The sequence below is a fragment of the Pseudomonas sp. BF-R-01 genome, from assembly GCF_019946615.1.
GTDB classification, from domain to species: Bacteria; Pseudomonadota; Gammaproteobacteria; order Pseudomonadales; family Pseudomonadaceae; genus Aquipseudomonas; species Aquipseudomonas migulae.
This window is the reverse complement of record NZ_JAGYFX010000109.1, coordinates 1-19,200: the sequence shown is the minus strand read 5'-3', so window position 1 is coordinate 19,200 and position 19,200 is coordinate 1. Positions and strand designations below refer to the sequence as shown.

Here is a 19,200-nt window from a genome sequence, read left to right as displayed (position 1 = left end):
GGCGGCGGGCCCACGGAGCAGGACCGGAGCGAGGGCATGCCGAGCCTAGGCGAGGCACCGAACGAAAGGGGCAAGAGCCCTTGGTTACTTGGGGCTCTTCCAAGTGACTCGCCGTAAGGGCGAAACCGCCAGCCGCCATCACCGCAGCAACGGATATACCCCCACCCAATCCCAAAAACCCTCCCAACCCTAGGTGTGATGAATCTCCCGATCCTTGGTTTCCGGCAAAAAGAACGTCCCAAGAATAGCCGTCATCACCGCAATCACGATCGGATACCAAAGCCCGTAGTAGATATCCCCCGTGGCCGCGACCATGGCAAACGCAACCGTCGGCAGGAAACCGCCAAACCAGCCATTGCCAATGTGGTACGGCAACGACATCGAGGTGTAGCGGATACGCGCCGGGAACAGTTCCACCAGCCACGCCGCGATAGGGCCATAGACCATGGTCACGTAGATCACCAGGATGGTCAGCAGCAACAACACCATCGGGTAATTGGTCTTCGCCGGATCCGCCTTCTCAGGGTAACCGGCGTCCTTGAGCGAGGTGCCAAGGGTCGCGACGAAGGCATCGTTGCGGGTCTTGAAGTCGGCGGCCGGCATGCCGGTGCCCTCGAAGCTCTCGACCACTTTGCCGCCAATGCGAACCTGCGCAATGGTGCCCGGCTCGGCTTTTTCGTTGATGTAGGGGATGGCTTTCTTCGCCAGTACCGTCTTGGCAAGGTCACAGGAACTGGTGAATTTGGCTTTGCCCACCGGGTCGAACTGGAACGAACACTGGTCTGGATCAGCGACCACCGTGACCGGGTTTTTCGCCTGTGCCGCGAACACGTCGGGGTTACCGTACTGGGTCAACGCATGGAAGATCGGGAAGTAAGTCACCGCCGCCAGAATGCAGCCGGCCATGATGATGCCCTTACGGCCGATGCGGTCGGACAGGCTGCCGAATATCACGAAGAACGGCGTGCCGATCAGCAGCGAACCGGCGATCAGCAGGTTGGCGGTCTGCGGGTCGATCTTGAGCATTTGCAGGAGGAAGAACAGCGCATAGAACTGCCCGGTGTACCAGACAACAGCCTGGCCGGCAGTACCGCCGAGCAGCGCCATGATCACAATTTTGAGGTTTTCCCAACGGGCGAAAGATTCGGTCAGCGGCGCTTTGGACGACTTGCCCTCGGCCTTCATTTTCAGGAACACCGGTGATTCGCTGAGTTGCAGGCGGATGTACACCGAGATGATCAGCAACAGGATCGACAGCAGGAACGGAATCCGCCAGCCCCAGGCCTCGAACGCTTCCGTACCGAGAACGGTGCGGCAGGCGAGGATCACCAACAGCGACAGGAACAGACCGAGGGTCGCGGTGGTTTGAATCCACGAAGTGAAATAGCCGCGCTTGCCCTTCGGCGCATGCTCCGCGACGTAGGTCGCCGCCCCGCCGTACTCACCGCCCAACGCCAGGCCTTGCAGCAGTCGCAAGGTGATCAGGATGATCGGCGCCGCGACGCCGATGGTCGCGTAGCCGGGCAGAAACCCGACGATGGCGGTGGAGATACCCATAATGACAATGGTGATCAGGAAGGTGTGCTTGCGTCCGATCATGTCGCCCAGTCGACCAAACACAATCGCGCCGAAAGGCCGCACGGCAAACCCCGCAGCGAACGCGAGCAGCGCGAAGATGAAGGCGGTTGTCTCGTTGACGCCGGCAAAGAAGTGCTTGGCGATGATCGCGGCGAGAGAGCCGTAAAGGTAGAAGTCGTACCATTCGAACACGGTGCCCAGGGACGAGGCGAAGATGACCTTGCGTTCCTCCCTGGTGATCCCGTGGTTGGGCACGTTGCCCGTGGTGGTGTTGTCGATTGCGGCCATGAGTCTTCTCCGTCTTGCTCTTGTTGTAGGCCGGAGCACCTCACTAGCATCGTCGCACCCAGGCCCTGGGGCTGAAGTTATCGGACTACGGAATGCACAAAGCCTGGCAACAGGCTGACCGCCTCACATCACTGCAAGGTTTCATGAAGCATAATCACCTTCGTGCAGATATCCACTCGCCAGCCTGCAAACCCTCAAATACGCGGAGAACCCGCCATGAATCAGCGCAAAACCGGCTACGCCCCCGTCAATGGCCTGCGGATCTATTTCGAGATTCACGGCGCAGCGCACCCCACGCGACCGCCCCTCGTCCTGCTGCATGGCGGCGGCGACACCCTTGAAACCTCATTCGGTCAGATCCTGCCGGTGCTGGCGGCTGAGCGTCAGGTCATTGCCATCGAACAACAGGGTTATGGGCACACAGCGGACATCGTCGACCGTCCGTTCAGCTTCGAGCAATCCGCGGACGACACGGCGGCCTTGCTCGCGTATCTGCACATTGGGCGAGCGGACCTGTTCGGTTTCAGCAATGGCGGCACCATCGCCTTGCAGGTGGCGATCAGGCATCCGGACCTCGTTCGCAAAATCGTGGCGGCGTCGGCGCTGGTCAATCGTGACGGTGCCTATCCGTGGCTCTGGGAAGCGATGGCCAACGCCACGCTGGAGAACATGCCGCCAGAGTTGCAGGAGGCGTATCTCAAGGTCGCGCCGCAGCCCGGCAATCTGCGGCTGATGCATGACAAGGCAGCCCGGCGCATGCGCGATTTCAAGGACATCCCCGACGACGATATCCGCCGCATCACCGCGCCGACATTGGTGGTGGTCGGCGATGCCGACGTCATCCGCCCCGAACATGCCGTGCAGATGTTCCGGCGCCTGGCACACGCGCAGCTTGCCGTGCTCCCCGGCACCGATCACATGCAGGTGACCACGCGCACCGAATGGCTGGTGCCAATGATCGACGCGTTTCTCGATGCCTGAAAACGGGCGTCGTGGCGCCCGTTTCCGGCGAGTTCAGCCCTGACAGCAGCGCGCCCCGACACGGCAAAAACAGGAGGCGGTGATTTCCACATCGGCCCGCGCCATGGCCAGATCGAGGCGGGTCCGGGCAGCAGCGGCTTCGGCGTCCCGCCCCAAGCGTTTCAGGCACTCCACATAACCGTGGAGGCTCCAGACATTGTCCAGATGCCAGGACGCACGGCTCAGCGTGTCGTCCAGCCCCAGATCGGCCCGGTAGGCCTGCAAGGCTTCTTCCACCCGGCCCTGCTCCAGCAGCAGCGCACCCAGCGCGTGTCGCACCGGTTGCATCCAGCCCCATGGCTCGTCGTACGGCAAGTTGTCGTCCAGTGACTGCGCCTCGCGCAGGTGAGCGAACGCGCTGTCGTAGTTGCCTTTTCGGTACTCGATTTCCCCGTGCAGCATGGCGCCGGCCACCGCCAGGATGTCGGTGCATTTATTGTTGAAGAGGTAACGCGTTGGCGGCACGCGGGTCAGCGCATTGATGAACAGCCGTTGTTCGGCTTGCGCGGCGGCAATATGCCCGTTGGCCGCGTGCGCCACGCCTCTGGCGTAATGCAGCATCGCGGTGGTCACGCAGTACAGTTCCTGGTCATTGGGTAATGGAGTGGCGAGGATGTCCTGCCATTTGCCGAAGCGGATCTGCACATGCACCTTCATTGACACGAAGCTTTCCAGCCAGTCGGCCATGGGCGGTTGTTCGACGCGCAGCAGTTCTTCCTTGATGGTCGACATCAGCTCTTCGGCGGCGTCCAGCGCCGGTTGGTATTGCCCGAGGAACATCGCCGAGTAGAGTTTGAAGTGGTAGTTGTGGCATCGATACAGGGTGTAGAAGTTGAGCGGCCCTTCCCGCTCCAGGAATTTTCGGTCGGCCAGGATCGCTTGGCTATTGGTGTTCATGGCCCCACGGTAATCGCCGCAGAGCACATCGATGTGCGACGGCATGTGGCGCAGGTGCCCGGCGTCCGGCACCAGGTCGCGCAGAACATCGGCGGCGCGCAACGCGCGTTCGGGATGGGGTGACATTTCCAGGGTGTGGACGTACATATGCAGCACGCCGGGGTGCGGCGCACCGCCCAGCGCCTGCTCCAGCACAGCCAGCGCTTCGAGGGTGTCGGCGCCCGGCGCGGGTTCACCGGTTTTCAGATCCCACAGCAGCCAGGGTGTGCGGTCAATCAAGGCTTCGGCAAACAGCGCCGCCACATCGGGATCGTCGGGAAAGGCTTTATAGACATCGCGCATCGACGCCGCGTAGGCATCGTTCCAGGTGAATAGTTGTTCAACACTGTCGGCAGCGTCGGCCTGATAGCGTTGCTCAAGCGCCCGGATCAGCGCTTGTTCCACCGGTTTGGCACCGTCGCAATGCGCCAGCGCAGTACGCGTCGCCAGTCGGGCCTGGGCGACGGCGTCTTTCAACTCCTGTTCGATAAACGCGTCCCAGCGCTTGTTGTAATTGGGGCCGCTGGCATAGGCGATTCCCCAGTAGGCCATCGCGCAATCGTGGTCGTGTTCGATCGCCTTGCGGAAACAGCGGATGGATTCATCGTGGTTGTAGCCGTAGCACCACAATAATCCGCGGTCGAACCAAAGCTGAGCCTGTGGCGAACGCGTCGTTACGGGGCGGCTGTAGGTGCCCAAATCGTAATAGTCGTGCATCGGTTTACCCTCTCGATCAGAGCCTGGAACCTCGCAGAAAACGCCTCACGGCCTGACTTGCCGGAGACCGTCGATAGTTCGGGAGATCCAGCATACCCCGGCTGCTCCGACCGGGCGGTGCAGCCGACGACAGGCTGGCGCCATGGAGTTTTTAGGACATTACTCACCAGCCCCCCCTGTAGGAGCCAGCTTGCTGGCGATGGTGTGTCAGTCGACATTTCCTTAGCTGACACTCCATCGCCAGCAAGCTGGCTCCTACAGGGGGATGCGGTACTGAGCAGGCATGCGCCCAGACGCCCTTTCGCATCATTGGCAAACCATTGCCGGCGTCGATAGTCACCATCAACTCAATGAAGTTCTCTTAAAAATTGTGCGGCGTACCATCAGCTCCATACCAAACAACTACACCCCGGAGCACACCACCATGAAACGCCAACTCTTCCTCAGCATCGCTTTCTCGGTTTTTGCAGTTAACGCTTTTGCCGCTTCGTCTGCTCACCCGGTTGTCGCTGAAGGCGGTTCGGATCGGTTGATTGAAAGCCGTGTGGCTGAGGGTGGTTCAGATCGTTTGATCGAAAACCGTGTTGCCGAAGGTGGCTCCGATCGCCTGATCGAAAACCGCGTTGCCGAAGGTGGCTCCGACCGTCTGATCGAAAACCGCGTCGCTGAAGGTGGTTCCGACCGTCTGATCGAAAACCGCGTTACCGAAGGTGGCTCTGACCGTCTGATCGAAAACCGCGTTGCCGAAGGTGGCTCTGACCGTCTGATCGAAAGCCGCGCCGTATGAATGAATAACCCTACCGCGGTACTCAAAAAGAAGCCCGGCCTGACCCGCCGGGCTTTTTCGTGCACAAATAAAATCAGCTCCCCCTTAATGCCACTGGCACACCTGTGATACATAGCTCCTGATTGCGAGTCCCGTATCCAATGAGGTTGCCCATGTTTTGCTCCCCACGCCTGCTGCTGACCTGCGCCCTGTCCGGTTTACTCGCTTGCGGCGCACAAGCCGGCACGCCCTCCCCGGCGCCCGCCAGTTTGCAACCGCTGCTGGTGACGATAAACGAACGCCTGAACATTGCTGATCTGGTGGCGCTGACCAAATGGGACAGCCACAAACCGATCCAGGACAGCGCCCGGGAAGCACAAGTCATCGCCAATGCCAGGAATCAAGCGGTTACCCGCAAACTCGACCCGGACGAAATCGCCGAGCTGATCGCCGCACAGATCGAAGCCAACAAACTGGTGCAATACGGACTGCTCGCGCAATGGCAAGCGGCAGGCAACGCGCCCGATGTGCCGCGACCGGACCTTGCCAATCAAATCCGGCCACAGCTGGATGAGCTGCAAAACCGCCTGTTGCAGCACTACGCCGATTTCGCGCCCTATCGCAAAGACCCGAACTGCGCCCAGTGGCTGGCCAAAGAGCGGTCGGCGCTGATCAAGGATGGCCTGCATGGCCAGGCATTGATCCGCGCCACCGGGGATTTGTGCATCATCGGTCGATGAGTCACCTGCCGTCTGCCAGTGCACTCAAGGCTGGCGACTGCTGACACTCTGCGCGCCCTTCTCGAACATCGCTTCGAAACGGGGCTTGTTGGCGGCGTAATAAGCGGCGACGGCCTGGTCGGAAGAGCTTTGGCGCGCCTGCATCATCAACGCTTCGAGATCAGCCTGAGGGATCGAGTAGTGGGCGAAGAAGTACGCCACTTCCGGATACTCCTGGCTGAAGCCCTTGCGCGCCATGGCGTGAATCTGCTCGGCGCCGCCAAAGACTTTCTTGGGATCATCCAGATAGCGCAGCGGATATTTGGAGAACATCCAGTGCGGACTCCAGGCATTGACCAACGACCATTTGCCGCGTTTGAGGTTACGGTCCAACTCGTTGAGCATGCCGGATTCCGATGAGGCCACCAGCTTGTAACCGTCGAGCTTGTACTCCTCGATGGCCTTGACCGTGAGCTTGTACTGGCCGTTGCCGACCTCGGACGTGAGGATCTTGCCGTCGAGCTTTTCCCTGACCTGCGGTTTGTTCAGGTCCTCTACGCTCGCCACTTCGCTGATCGGCACCGAGGTCGGCACCGTCATGCCGATACGTCCTTCATAGAGCACGCCGAGGTCTTCGAGCCGGTCCTTGTATTTGTCGTAGAACGCCTTGTGGGTACTCGGCAGCCAGACCATCGGGATGAGGTCGATATTGCCGTTGGCCAGGGCCTGGAACTGAATGCCGATGTCGGCCATCACCAGTTTCACCGGTTGTTTTAGATGTTCCTGCAACGCGGTGGTGGCGAGCTTGACGGTGATTTCGGTGTCGGACCAGTTGACCCAACCAATGCGCACAGGTTGCTGTTCCGCCGCCTGAGTCAGCGCCGCGTGGGTTCCAAGCGCCAGTCCGAACAGGCAGGCACAGGCTGTTTTTCGATACGAATGAGCGTTCATCAGGCGTCTTCCTATTTTACGGTGATAGGCAGGTTGTCTTCGTTTGAACGGCCTTACGGTCGTGAACAGTGCAGTCTTCGCTGCTTCGAATTCGGGCAGCACAGCCCTTCTCCACCGAATCCCTCGCAATCCTTTTCACATCGTGCCGGGCACGACTGTCGCTCCTCTGCACCCTTTCGAGCCTGATCTTATCGGTGACTTTTGTGTTGCGCAAGAAAAATGTACACGTGTGTCATGAGCAATTGACACCTATGTACATTTATCCTAATTTCAAGTCGCCGAGCCTGATGAAGCCCACTTTGGAGCGCACCACGATGTCCAGCGATCCCTTGCTGCAACCCTACAAGATCAAGCACCTGACCCTCAGAAACCGGATCATGACCACGGCGCACGAGCCGGCCTACCCTATCGACGGCATGCCCCAGGCGCTGTATCGCGCCTACCACGTCGAGCGCGCCAAGGCCGGGGTTGCCCTGACCATGACGGCGGGCTCGGCAGCGGTCTCCCGGGACAGCCCGCCGGTGTTCAACAATGTGCTGGCCTACAAGGACGAGGTGGTCGGATGGCTCAAGGACCTGACCGATGAATGCCACGAACATGGCGCCGCGGTCATGATCCAGTTGACCCACCTGGGCCGGCGCACTCGCTGGGACAAGGCCGACTGGTTGCCCGTGGTCTCGCCTTCGCACCGCCGCGAGGCGTCGCACCGCTCGTTCCCCAAGAAGATGGAAGACTGGGACATTGAGCGGATCATCAAGGACTACGTGGACGCGGCCGAACGCATGCAGGCCGCCGGCATGGACGGGCTGGAATTGCAGGCCTACGGGCATTTGATGGATCAGTTCTGGTCGCCGCTGACCAACGATCTCGACGGCCCTTATGGCGGCTCGCTGGAAAACCGCATGCGCTTTACCTTCGACATCCTGCGCGGGATTCGCCAGCGTGTCGGCGAAAACTTCCTGCTGGGTGTGCGCTACACCGGCGACGAAACGCTGCCGGGCGGCTTCAACGCCAGTGAAGGGATGCAGGTGTCGCACATGCTCAAGGACAGCGGGCTGATCGATTTCCTCAACGTGGTGCGCGGCCACATCGACACCGACGCGGGCCTGACCGATGTCATCCCGATCCAGGGCATGCGCAACTCGCCGCACCTTGATTTCGCCGGTGAGATCCGCGCTTCGACGGGTTTCCCGACCTTCCACGCGGCGAAGATTCCCGACGTCGCCACGGCGCGCTACGCGATTGCCTCGGGCAAGGTCGACATGGTGGGCATGACCCGCGCGCACATGACCGATCCGCATATCGTGCGCAAGATCATCGAGAAGCGCGAGGAAGACATCCGCCCTTGCGTGGGCGCGAACTATTGCCTGGACCGGATCTATCAGGGCGGCGCCGCCTACTGCATTCACAACGCGGCGACCGGTCGCGAAACCACCATGCCCCACGAGATTCCCAAGGCGGCGCGCCAACGCAAAGTGTTGATCATCGGCACCGGCCCTGCCGGGCTGGAAGCAGCGCGTGTCGCGGGCGAACGCGGCCACGACGTCACCGTGCTGGAAGCGGCGGACCGGCCCGGCGGGCAGATCCGGCTGACGTCCCTGAACGAACGCCGCCGCGAAATGATCGGCATCATCGACTGGCGAATGGCGCAGTGCGAGCGCCTTGGCGTGAAGTTTCACTTCAACACCTGGGCGGAAGCCGACACCGTGCTGGCCCACGAGCCGGACGTGGTCATCGTCGCGACCGGAGGCCTGCCCGACACCGAGGTGCTTGCCAGAGGCAACGAACTGGTGGTGTCGACCTGGGACATTATTTCCGGCGACATCAAGCCTGGCCGCAACGTGCTGATTTTCGATGATGCCGGCGACCATGCCGCCTTGCAGGCTGCCGAAGTCATCGCACAAAGCGGCGCGACCGTGGAGATCGTCACGCCCGACCGTGCATTTGCGCCGGAAGTGATGGCGATGAACCTGGTGCCCTACATGCGCAGCCTGCAAGACCTCGACGTCACTTTTACCGTCACGTACCGCGTCGAGTCGGTGGAAAAGCGCGATGGCAAGCTGGTCGCGACCTTCGGCAGCGACTACGGCAAGGTCAACAAACAGCGTGTCGTCGATCAGGTCGTGGTCAACCACGGCACGCTGCCGCTGGACGACCTGTATTTCGATCTTCGCCCTCACTCAAGCAATGGCGGCGCGGTGGAACAGCACGACCTGATTGCTGGTCACGCGCAACACATCGTCACCAACCCTCAAGGGCGTTTCCAGCTGTTCAGGATCGGTGACGCCGTGGCGGCCCGCAACACGCATGCGGCGATCTACGATGCCTTGCGGTTGGTGAAGGAAATCTGAACCTCGCCAAACATCAATCGAGGGAGCTTTTGCTCCCTCTTTTTTACATCCCGCGTCGGGCGACAGCCGCACCGGCCTGTACAGCCTGGCCAACGATGGTGTCGATATGTTGATCAGCCATCGACTGCAACGCCGCTGCCGTCACACCGCGATAAGCCATGAGGGCGTCGATCATTTGCAGGGGATCACGGCTGGCCAGTAACTGACCACCACCCACCACCACGCCGTGCGCGGCACGTTGTGCGATCGCCTCGGGAATCCCCGCGGCCACCGCCGATTCAACCAGCGCCCTGTAAAGCATGGCCGGGAAAGCAGGCCCGGTGCCGGACAGTGCACTGAGGTAATCGATGCAATCCTCATTGGGCACTTCGTCCGCCGAACCGACGCATTCAAAAAGTCGTTGCACCCACTCGCGGTCCTGTTCGCTCAACTCACCGGCGTTGTACCAAGGGGTGAATGACTGGCGGATTTCCACAGCTGCATTCGGCATCGCCCGCACCACGACTTGCGCACCGGTGGCGGCGCTGATGGTCGCCGCCGGAACACCGGCCATCAGTGAAATCACCCGTTTGCCCCGGGCGTCGATCTGCAGTTCACGAAATTGCTCCGGGCGGATCGACAACACCACGACGTCGCTAAGCTCAACCAACGCCTGGTTATCCGCCAGCACCCGCACGTCTGGCCCGAACGTGCTGCTGCCGGAACGGTTCGAAATCAGCAGGCAATCGGCAGCGATGAAGCCGCTTTCCAGCACCGCATCAGCGATTGCACGGCCCAACCAGCCGGTGCCGCCGATGATGCCCAGGGTTCTATTCGGCATCGGGCGTGGCCTCCTCGAAGGTGTCGACCAGCGACACGAAAACACCCGGCTCTTTTTCCGCGTAGCCGAACTTGCCAAAAAAACGGTCGAGCTCGCGACGCTTCGGTGCCTTGCCGGTAAACACCGTGACGTACTGCGGAATGCGCCGGAAACGCACGACGATATCCTCAGTGGTTTTCATCGAGATGTAGCCGATCTGCGTGAGGTAGATCGTCCTGGCCCGCGCATCGGCGGCGTCGGTCTCGTAGCCGAACCGGCGAAACATGCCGGCCAGGGCATTGATCCGCGCCTCGTCAGCCGCGGCGATTTCGTCGGCCACCTCGGTGGACTGCAACGCCCAACTGCGTACGGCAAACTCGAACTGCGAGTCGAACAGCTCGGGGTTCACCCAGCATTCGAAAACGTTGAGGATGGCTTCGGAAATGCTTTCGGCGTAACTCTCGCACTGGCTGATCAGCCCGCCGGTGTTCTTGTCGCGCCAGCGGGTCAGGAGCGCCGCCAGCAGTTGCTCGCGATCCTCATAGAACCAATAGAAACTGGTGCGCGACAGGTTCAGCCGCTTGGCCAGCGGCATCACGCGCACCGCGTCCACACCGGATTCCTTGAGGGCATCGTAGGCGGCGTCCAGCCAGCCATTGACCGAGCCGCGCCAGCCGGCGTCCTGTGCCTTGGTCCGTGTCTTTCCTGTCTGCGACATCCTCGGGTACCACCGTGTTCTGAAAATGTCGCTCCACTCTACGCTGCACGCCCTCGTGCGTACACAAAATGTACATCGACGTACATTTCAACGACGCATTCGATTACTGCGGCTGAAACGTCTGCAAGTACGCCAGCACATCCTCGATCTTCTGCGGATCGCTGAGCCCCCAGAAAATCATCCGGGTGCCGGGCACCACTTTCTTCGGCGCTTCGAGGTAAGCCGTCAGTGTCTCGCGCGTCCAGACAATGCCGGCGGATTTCATCGCGTCGGAGTACTGGTAGTCCGTCACGCTTCCCGAGGGACGGCCGAAAATACCGTTGAGTTGCGGGCCGAAGCCGCCCCGCGCCGACTCGCCCACCTGATGGCAGCCGCCGCAGATCCGCGTGAACAGTTTCGCCCCGGCTTCAGCATCCCCCGCCGCTGCCGCCGGCGTGCAAAATGCCCCTGCGGTCAGTGAAAGGACGAAGGTGAGGGTTACAGCTTTCATCATGTTCGGTTCCAGTGAAGTCAATCGGCGCACCCGGTGCATTTTCGCGCCTACCTTACCCGATTACCGCCGCCCGACGTGCGCCGGTCGCTCAAGCGTCGGCCTGGGCGCGAATCTCCTAAAATGAATCGTGAGACTTGAACGGTTGCCAGCCCCTGGCAACACCGTCGTGAAAGGAGGTGTTCGAGATGCAACTCATCACGCAGAAAATCGACAAGCCGCAAGACACGAATTTCATTCTGGGCCAGACCCACTTCATCAAATCCGTCGAGGACATTCACGAAGCGTTGATCAACGCAGTGCCAGGCATCCGCTTCGGCGTGGCTTTTTGCGAAGCCTCGGGCAAATGCATGGTGCGCTGGTCCGGCACCGATCCCGCCATGATCAAACTGGCCCAGAGCAATGCCCAAGCCATCGGCGCCGGGCACAGCTTCATCATCTTCCTGGGTGACGGCTTCTATCCGCTGAACATATTGAACACGGTCAAGACGGTTCCAGAGGTGTGCCGGATCTTTTGCGCAACCGCCAACCCCACTGAAGTGGTGCTCGCCGAGACAGCACAGGGACGCGCGATTCTGGGTGTGGTGGATGGCTTCTGCGCCAAGGAAATTGAAGGCGACGAAGACATTCTGTGGCGCAAAAACCTGTTGCGGCAGATTGGCTACAAGCTGTGAATTTAGCGGCTCATAAGGACTTGCAGTTTTCAACAGTAGGCTAAGCTTGGATCAGCTTATTGCTCACGATGCTCGATTCTGCAGGGTTTTGGTTGTTCTGGAGAGCGTCTGCAACAGCTATCTCAGACAGGCCCAACCCTTTCACGCAGGATTGACGTGATGACCGAGCCCCTCCTCAGCTTTGATGCACTCAAGCGCGCGGCTGCCGCTGGCGAAATCGACACCGTATTGGTCTGCATGGTCGACATGCAGGGACGCCTGGTCGGCAAGCGCTTCCAGGTCGAGTTTTTTATCGACAGCGGCCACGAAGAAACCCACTGCTGCAATTACCTGCTGGCCGACGACATCGACATGGAACCGGTGCCGGGTTACGCCGCAGCCAGTTGGAGCAAAGGCTATGGCGACTTCGTGCTCAAACCGGACATGTCCACGCTGCGGCGCGTGCCCTGGCTGGAATGCACGGCGCTGGTGCTCTGCGATGTGCTCGATCATCACCATCGAAAGGACTTGCCCCACAGCCCGCGGGCGATTCTGAAAAAACAGGTCGAGCGCCTGCGTGAACGGGGCTACACCGGCATGTTCGCTTCGGAGCTCGAGTTCTACCTGTTCGATGAGAGCTACGAGGCGATCCACCAGCGCAACTATCACCAACCGAAAACCGCCGGGCATTACATCGAGGATTACAACATCCTCCAGACCACCCGCGAGGAACCGGTGCTGCGGGCGATTCGCAAGCATCTGCAAGCGTCGGGCATTCCCGTGGAAAACTCCAAGGGCGAATGGGGCCCCGGCCAGGAAGAAATCAACATTCGTTACGCCGATGCCATGACCATGGCCGACCACCACGTCATCATCAAGCACGCCTGCAAAGAGATCGCGCAGCTGCAAGGCAAGGCGATCACGTTCATGGCCAAGTGGCGTTATGACGCCGCCGGGTCCAGCAGCCATATCCATAATTCGCTGTGGGACAAGAACGCCAAGAAGCCATTGTTCTTCGATGCCAAAGCCGAGTTCGGCATGTCGAAACTGATGCGCGCCTGGGTCGCCGGGCAGCTCAAGTACGCCAACGACATCACCTGCTTCCTGGCGCCCTACATCAATTCGTACAAGCGCTTCCAGGCCGGCACTTTCGCGCCGACGCGGGCGGTCTGGAGCCGCGACAATCGCACCGCCGGCTTTCGTTTGTGTGCCGAAGGCAGCAAATCCATCCGCATCGAATGCCGCATCGGCGGCGCCGACCTCAACCCTTATCTGGCCTTTGCCGCGCTGATCGCGGCGGGCCTGGCCGGGATCGACGAGAAGCTCGAACTCGCCGCGCCGTTCGAGGGCGATGCCTACCTCGATGAGCATTTGCCGGAAGTCTCGAAAACCCTGCGCGATGCCTGCTCCGCCCTCAAGGGGTCGAGCATGTTGCGCGAGGCGTTCGGCGATGAAGTGGTCGATCACTACGTGCACACCGCCGAGTGGGAGCAGAAAGAGTACGACCGGCGGATCACCGACTGGGAACTGCAGCGCGGCTTCGAGCGCTATTGAGCACACCATGACTGCGAAGATTCAGCTTATTTCTCCGGTCGATGGCCGGGTGTACGTCGAACGCCAACAAATAGATACCGCCCGGCTCCTTCAGGCGCTTGAGGCGGCTGCAACGGCCCAGGCGCAATGGAAGCGCCGATCACTGAGCGAGCGTGCAGCTTTTTGCAGTGCCGCTGTGGACGCGATGCTCGCCATGAAAGATGAAATCGTGCCGGAGCTGGCCTGGCAAATGGGTCGACCGGTGCGTTATGGCGCTGGCGAGCTGCGCGGTTTCGAAGAGCGGGCCCGGCATATGATCGCTATTGCGCCTGAAGCGCTTGCAGCCGTTGAGCCTGCACCGGTCGCGGGTTTTCGGCGTTACATCAAGCGCGAGCCGCTAGGTACGGTGCTCGTGATCGCCCCGTGGAATTACCCCTATCTGACCGCCGTCAACACGATTATTCCGGCGTTGATGGCGGGCAACAGCGTGATCCTCAAACACGCCTCGCAAACCCTGCTGGTCGGCGAGCGTTTCGCTGAAGCTTTTCGCCGAGCCAATCTGCCTGAAGGGTTGTTCCAGAACCTGCTGCTCAGTCATGCCAGTACCACAGTAGCCATCGTCACCGGCGACGTACAACAGGTGAACTTCACGGGTTCGGTGGACGCTGGCCTGCAAGTCCAACAAGCAGCCATCACGGATTTCATCGGCATGGGCCTGGAGCTCGGCGGCAAAGACCCGGCCTACGTTCGCGCCGACGCCAATCTCGAATACGCCGTGGAAAACCTGGTGGACGGCAGCTTCTTCAACTCCGGGCAAAGCTGCTGCGCGGTCGAGCGCATCTATGTGGACGAGAAAATCTATCCCGCCTTCGTCGAGCGCTTCGCCGATTTGACTCGCCAGTACGTGTTGGGCAACCCGCTGGACGAAGCCACCACGCTGGGTCCGATGGTCTCGCCGGCCGCCGCAGATTTTGTTCGCGGACAGATTGCCGACGCGCTGGCCGAGGGCGCCAAGGCGCTGATCGATCCGAAGGCGTTTCCCGCCGACGCACCGGGCAGCGCCTATATGGCGCCGCAGGTACTGGTGGACGTCACTCATGAAATGTCGGTGATGCGCGACGAAAGCTTCGGCCCTGTAGTCGGCATCATGCCGGTGACTGGCGACGAAGAAGCCATCGCCTTGATGAACGACAGTGAGTTCGGACTCAGCGCGTCGATCTGGACCGAGGACCTCGCCGCCGCCGAACGCCTCGGCAACGAGATCGCCACCGGCACCGTGTTCATGAACCGCTGCGATTACCTCGACCCGGCGCTGGCCTGGACCGGGGTCAAGAACAGCGGACGCGGCGTCACCCTGTCGCGCCTGGGCTACGAGCACCTGACCCGCGCCAAATCCTTTCATCTGCGCCACGAGGTGTAGGCCATGAACCTGACTGGAAACTGGAACTACCCCACCAGCATTCGCTTCGGTGTCGGGCGCATCGCCGAGCTGGCCGAGATTTGCCGCAGCCAGGGTATCCAACGCCCGCTGCTGGTCACCGACAGCGGCCTGGGGCGTGCGGCGATCACCACGGCGGCGGTGGATGCGTTGCGCGCCGCCGGCCTTGGCGTCGCGCTGTTTTGTGACCTCAAGCCCAATCCGGTCGAGGCCAACCTGGCCGGTGGGCTCGAAGCCTGGCGCACCGGCCAGCACGATGGCGTGGTTGCCTTCGGCGGTGGCAGCGGCCTGGACATGGGCAAGCTCATCGCGTTCATGAGCGGCCAGACCCGACCGGTGTGGGATTTCGAAGACATCGGCGACTACTGGACCCGAGCCGACGACAGCCACATCGCCCCGGTGATTGCCGTGCCGACCACAGCGGGAACCGGTTCCGAAGTCGGCCGTGCGGCGGTGATCATCGACGAGCGCACGCACACCAAACGCATCATCTTCCACCCGAAAATGATGCCGCGCGTGGTCATCAGCGATCCGGCACTCACCGTGGGCATGCCGGCAAAAGTCACCGCCGGCACCGGCATGGATGCGTTCGCCCATTGCCTGGAGGCATATTGCGCTCCCGGTTTTCACCCGCTGGCCGACGGCATTGCGGTGGAAGGCATGCGCCTGGTGGCCAACGCTCTGGTGCGCGCCGTCCATACACCTTCGGACCTCGAAGCGCGCGCACACATGCTCGCCGCCGCCGCGATGGGCGCCACCGCGTTCCAGAAAGGCCTCGGTGGAATGCACGCGCTCTCGCATCCGGTGGGCGCGCTGTACGACACCCATCACGGCATGACCAATGCCACGTTCATGCCGTATGTGTTGCAGTTCAATCGCCCGGCCATCGAGGAACGCATCATCCGCCTCGCGGCTTATCTGCGCCTGCCCTCCCCCGGCTTCGACAGTTTTCTGGCCTTCGTGCTCAAGCTGCGCAAAGACATCGGCGTGCCGCACACGCTGGTTGAGTTGGGCGTGGATGACCGGCAGGCCGACCTGATCGCGGACATGGCGATTGTCGATCCCTCGGCCAGCGGCAATCCCCTGCCATTGACCAAGCTCGGTGTGGCCAGCATTTTCGACGCGGCTTATCACGGCCGCGTTTAGATCCAGAGCAGTATCGGTTGGAAAAAGGAGCAGTACGACAAGGTGTTGAAGGCCAGCCCATTGCGCACACGCCAATGGATTGAATCAAAACCTGATGGGGTACACAGCATGAACCCAGCAAGCCAGCCCGGCACCGACGCGCACGACGAGGACGTCAAGGTGCTGCACAGCATGGGCTACGCCCAGCAACTCTCGCGACGAATGGGTGTTTTCTCCAACTTCGCGATTTCCTTTTCGATCATCTGCATCCTTTCAGGCGGCATTAACTCACTGGCCCAGGGCACCTCGGGCGCAGGGGGTGCGGCGATTGGCATCGGCTGGCCCATCGGTTGCCTGATCTCCGGGGTGTTCGCGCTGGCCATGGCGCAGATTTCTTCGGCCTACCCCACCGCTGGCGGTCTCTATCACTGGGGCTCGATTCTCGGAAACCGCTTCACCGGCTGGCTGACAGCCTGGTTCAATCTGCTGGGACTGGTCACGGTGCTTGGCGCGATCAACGTCGGCACCTATTACTTCTTTTTCGGTGCCTTCGGACCGGCGCTGGGAATGGAAGACACCACCACCGTGAGGGTGATTTTCCTGGCGATCCTGACCGGCATCCAGGCCTTGTGCAACCATCTGGGCATCGGCCTGACCGCGAAACTCACCGACTTCTCGGGCTACCTGATTTTCGCCACGGCGCTCGCGCTGACCATCGTCTGCCTGATTTCCGCACCCAGCTATGAGTTCGCCCGGTTGTGGACTTTCGGCAACTATTCCGGTGAAGCCGGCGGCAGTGTCTGGCCACAGGTGTCGAACAGCTGGGTGTTCATGCTCGGCCTGCTGTTGCCGATCTACACCATCACCGGTTATGACGCGTCGGCGCATACCTCCGAAGAGACACGCAATGCCGCGATGTCGGTGCCACGCGGCATGGTCATGTCCGTGATCTGGTCGTTGCTGTTCGGTTGGGTGATGCTCTGTTCGTTCGTGCTGATGCTGCCGAACATGGACGAAGCGGCGAAACAGGGCTGGAACGTGTTCTTCTGGGGCATGAACGCCCAGGTGAGCCCTAACGTGAAATTCGCGCTGTACGTGGCGATTTTCATCTCGCAGTTTCTCTGCGGGCTGGCGACCGTGACCTCGGTGTCACGCATGATCTTCGCGTTCTCCCGCGACGGTGGCCTGCCCTGCTCGAAAGCACTGGCCTCGGTCTCGCCGAAATATCGCAGCCCGGTGGCAGCCATCTGGACCGGTGCGACCCTGGCGGTCTTGTTCGACTGGGGCTCGTCGGTGATCTCGATCGGGGCAACGCCGGTCTACACCATCGTGGTCTCCTGCACGGTGATCTTCCTGTTTTTCTCTTTCATCATTCCCATCGTGCTGGGCCTGTTCGCCTACGGAACCTCGAAGTGGCCAACCATGGGGCCGTGGAACATGGGGCACGCTTTTTACTCCTTGTTCGCCGTGCTCTCGGTGCTCTCGATGGTGGTGATCTTCGTCATCGGCATCCAGCCACCGAATGATTGGGCGCTGTACATCACCATCGGCTTCCTGGTGCTGACGGCCATCGTCTGGTTCGGTTTTGAAGCGCGGCGCTTTCAGGGGCCGCCGATGGGCGACCTGATCATCAAGCGTCAGGCAGAAATTGCGGCGGCGGAGGCAGCGTTGAACAAGCAGGCGTGAAGGCTTTACCCGTAGGAGCGAGCAAGCTCGCTCCTACGGTCACTGTCGATTTGTATCAGTGTGTATTTTTGCGCGGTGATCTTACACGGCGATACACAAGCGCCGGTTCAGGACACATCCGCATTACATGGAAGTGGAAAAGTGGGCCACATCGGAAATTCAGATGTTTTCCGATGAACAGCGATTTAGAAGCGCCCACCAACCTCAGCAGGAACCGCCATGATCAATCAAATCGACACCGTGCTTTACACCGGCAAGACCCACACAACCGGAGGCCGCAATGGCGAATCACGAAGCGACGATGGCCGTCTGGACGTCAAGCTTAGCGCCATAGGTTCTTCCGGCAGCGGCACCAACCCTGAACAACTGCTGGGCGCTGGTTGGTCGGCCTGCTTCATCGGCGCCATGGGCAAGGCAGCCATCGCGTTGAAAGTGACTTTGCCGACTGACGTGTCTGTCGATACCGAAATAGACCTGGGCAAGACCGAAAACGCCTTTTTCCTGCAAGCGCGCCTCAACGTCAGCCTTCCCGGCCTGGACCCTGCCGTCGCACGGTCGGTGGTGGATGCCGCGCACCAGACCTGCCCGTATTCGAAGGCGACCCGTGGCAACATCGATGTCGTGATCAACCTGATCTGACCGGGACGACAAGTGCGGCCTGCCATTGCGGCAGGCTGCACTGGCGATCGCTTACTGAACGTTTTTCAGCTTGATCACATCACCGGAAACCTTGGTGGTGTAACCGCTCAGGACCCACGCCCAGAACCAGTTTTCCTGCACTTGAGTGTTGATCAGTGCATCGCCGCCCTTGGCCTTGATCGCTGCGTCTTGCGCGCGAACAAAACGGCTGTTCTGGCGAATCGGGATGACGCCGAACAGCATCAGGCCCGTGGCGCTCGCTTCACTGTGGCCAACCACCGTGTATTGGCTTGCATCGTATTGCTGAGTCTTCATCGGGGCGCCGGTGCAACCCGCCAGAACCAGGCCGAACAGGGTAACGGCAACAACTTTGCTGAGGTGATTCACTGAATGACTCCTTGGGTAAACGCCCGGGATCCGTCTCTCGGGCGGGGCATACTCTACCGGAAATGATGGCCAATTAGTATCAATTCGCCCACCTCGGCAAGCCTGGCGCCTGCGATCGTGGGGTGTCCGGGATGATGGAATCACCCCAAACCTGTAGGAGCCCGGCTTGCTGGCGATGGCGATTTCATGGACGCCTTCGCCGGCAAGCCGGCTCCTACGGATTGGGGGATGCCCGGGATTAGGGGCTCACACAAAACCTGTAGGAGCCGGCTTGCTGGCGATGGCGATTTTACGGACGCCTTCGCCGGCAAGCCTGGCTCCTACGGATCGCGGGGATGTCCGGGATTGGGGATTCACGCCAAACCTGTAGGAGCCAGGCTTGCCGGCGAAGGCGTCCGTAAAATCG

Annotated in this window: 17 protein-coding genes; 10 read left to right on the top strand and 7 right to left on the bottom strand. The window is 60.9% G+C overall.

What is annotated here, in order from left to right:
* Window positions 1-189: 189 nt before the first annotated feature.
* Complete coding sequence (locus tag KGB27_RS26630; protein WP_223481958.1) at window positions 190-1,866, bottom strand: MFS transporter; 1,677 nt, start codon at window positions 1,864-1,866, stop codon at window positions 190-192.
* 216 nt (window positions 1,867-2,082) lie between these two features.
* Here KGB27_RS26630 and KGB27_RS26625 point away from each other — a divergent pair, with 216 nt between their 5' ends.
* Window positions 2,083-2,847 carry an alpha/beta fold hydrolase gene (locus KGB27_RS26625; protein WP_223556942.1) on the top strand — a complete coding sequence of 255 codons (765 nt, stop codon included), beginning with the start codon at window positions 2,083-2,085 and terminating at the stop codon, window positions 2,845-2,847.
* A gap of 33 nt (window positions 2,848-2,880) precedes the next feature.
* Here the strand turns inward: KGB27_RS26625 and KGB27_RS26620 are convergent, their stop codons facing one another.
* Window positions 2,881-4,539: a tetratricopeptide repeat protein gene (locus KGB27_RS26620; protein ID WP_223556941.1), complete on the bottom strand. Its 1,659-nt coding sequence runs from the start codon at window positions 4,537-4,539 to the stop codon at window positions 2,881-2,883.
* A gap of 424 nt (window positions 4,540-4,963) precedes the next feature.
* Between KGB27_RS26620 and KGB27_RS26615 the strand changes: the two genes are divergently transcribed.
* Both KGB27_RS26615 and KGB27_RS26610 read left to right on the top strand, forming a co-directional pair.
* Window positions 4,964-5,326 (top strand): hypothetical protein, encoded by a 363-nt coding sequence (locus KGB27_RS26615; RefSeq protein ID WP_223556940.1) that lies wholly within the window; start codon window positions 4,964-4,966, stop codon window positions 5,324-5,326.
* A 152-nt stretch (window positions 5,327-5,478) separates the two neighbouring features.
* The gene (locus tag KGB27_RS26610) at window positions 5,479-6,045 is read left to right on the top strand and encodes a chorismate mutase (RefSeq protein WP_223449722.1); all 567 of its coding nucleotides are present in this window, start codon (window positions 5,479-5,481) and stop codon (window positions 6,043-6,045) included.
* Between the two features lie 24 nt (window positions 6,046-6,069).
* Here KGB27_RS26610 and KGB27_RS26605 read toward each other — a convergent pair whose 3' ends face one another.
* Complete coding sequence (locus KGB27_RS26605) at window positions 6,070-6,975, bottom strand: glycine betaine ABC transporter substrate-binding protein (RefSeq protein ID WP_223556939.1); 906 nt, start codon at window positions 6,973-6,975, stop codon at window positions 6,070-6,072.
* A gap of 314 nt (window positions 6,976-7,289) precedes the next feature.
* On the opposite strand from KGB27_RS26605, the gene KGB27_RS26600 reads away from it, so the two are divergent.
* Entirely contained in the window at window positions 7,290-9,326 is a 2,037-nt protein-coding gene (locus KGB27_RS26600) for an NADH:flavin oxidoreductase (protein ID WP_223480511.1), read from the top strand.
* A 43-nt stretch (window positions 9,327-9,369) separates the two neighbouring features.
* On the opposite strand, the gene KGB27_RS26595 is transcribed toward KGB27_RS26600, so the two are convergent.
* The 3 genes from KGB27_RS26595 to KGB27_RS26585 all read right to left on the bottom strand — a co-directional run bounded on the left by KGB27_RS26595 (window position 9,370) and on the right by KGB27_RS26585 (window position 11,336).
* Window positions 9,370-10,146, bottom strand: coding sequence for a pyrroline-5-carboxylate reductase family protein (locus KGB27_RS26595; protein WP_223556937.1), 777 nt, complete (start codon window positions 10,144-10,146; stop codon window positions 9,370-9,372).
* A complete protein-coding gene (locus KGB27_RS26590; RefSeq protein ID WP_223556935.1) occupies window positions 10,136-10,843 on the bottom strand; it encodes a TetR/AcrR family transcriptional regulator in 708 nt (235 codons plus the stop codon). The genes KGB27_RS26595 and KGB27_RS26590 overlap by 11 nt, the downstream gene beginning before the upstream one ends.
* 103 nt (window positions 10,844-10,946) lie before the next feature.
* The gene (locus KGB27_RS26585; RefSeq protein WP_192228783.1) at window positions 10,947-11,336 is read right to left on the bottom strand and encodes a c-type cytochrome; all 390 of its coding nucleotides are present in this window, start codon (window positions 11,334-11,336) and stop codon (window positions 10,947-10,949) included.
* A 185-nt stretch (window positions 11,337-11,521) separates the two neighbouring features.
* Between KGB27_RS26585 and KGB27_RS26580 the strand changes: the two genes are divergently transcribed.
* From KGB27_RS26580 to KGB27_RS26555, 6 genes are all read left to right on the top strand, one after another.
* Window positions 11,522-12,007 (top strand): adenosine-specific kinase, encoded by a 486-nt coding sequence (locus KGB27_RS26580; RefSeq protein ID WP_008040446.1) that lies wholly within the window; start codon window positions 11,522-11,524, stop codon window positions 12,005-12,007.
* A 159-nt stretch (window positions 12,008-12,166) separates the two neighbouring features.
* Complete coding sequence (locus KGB27_RS26575) at window positions 12,167-13,540, top strand: glutamine synthetase family protein (RefSeq protein ID WP_008040447.1); 1,374 nt, start codon at window positions 12,167-12,169, stop codon at window positions 13,538-13,540.
* A gap of 7 nt (window positions 13,541-13,547) precedes the next feature.
* Window positions 13,548-14,939 carry an aldehyde dehydrogenase family protein gene (locus KGB27_RS26570; protein WP_223556932.1) on the top strand — a complete coding sequence of 464 codons (1,392 nt, stop codon included), beginning with the start codon at window positions 13,548-13,550 and terminating at the stop codon, window positions 14,937-14,939.
* A 3-nt stretch (window positions 14,940-14,942) separates the two neighbouring features.
* The gene (locus KGB27_RS26565) at window positions 14,943-16,103 is read left to right on the top strand and encodes an iron-containing alcohol dehydrogenase (protein ID WP_008040449.1); all 1,161 of its coding nucleotides are present in this window, start codon (window positions 14,943-14,945) and stop codon (window positions 16,101-16,103) included.
* Window positions 16,104-16,211: 108 nt separating this feature from the next.
* Window positions 16,212-17,768: an amino acid permease gene (locus KGB27_RS26560; protein WP_223434970.1), complete on the top strand. Its 1,557-nt coding sequence runs from the start codon at window positions 16,212-16,214 to the stop codon at window positions 17,766-17,768.
* A gap of 219 nt (window positions 17,769-17,987) precedes the next feature.
* On the top strand, window positions 17,988-18,407 hold the full coding sequence (locus KGB27_RS26555; RefSeq protein WP_008033339.1) for an organic hydroperoxide resistance protein: 420 nt from the start codon (window positions 17,988-17,990) through the stop codon (window positions 18,405-18,407).
* A gap of 51 nt (window positions 18,408-18,458) precedes the next feature.
* On the opposite strand, the gene KGB27_RS26550 is transcribed toward KGB27_RS26555, so the two are convergent.
* The gene (locus tag KGB27_RS26550; RefSeq protein ID WP_008033343.1) at window positions 18,459-18,794 is read right to left on the bottom strand and encodes a hypothetical protein; all 336 of its coding nucleotides are present in this window, start codon (window positions 18,792-18,794) and stop codon (window positions 18,459-18,461) included.
* Window positions 18,795-19,200 lie beyond the last annotated feature (406 nt).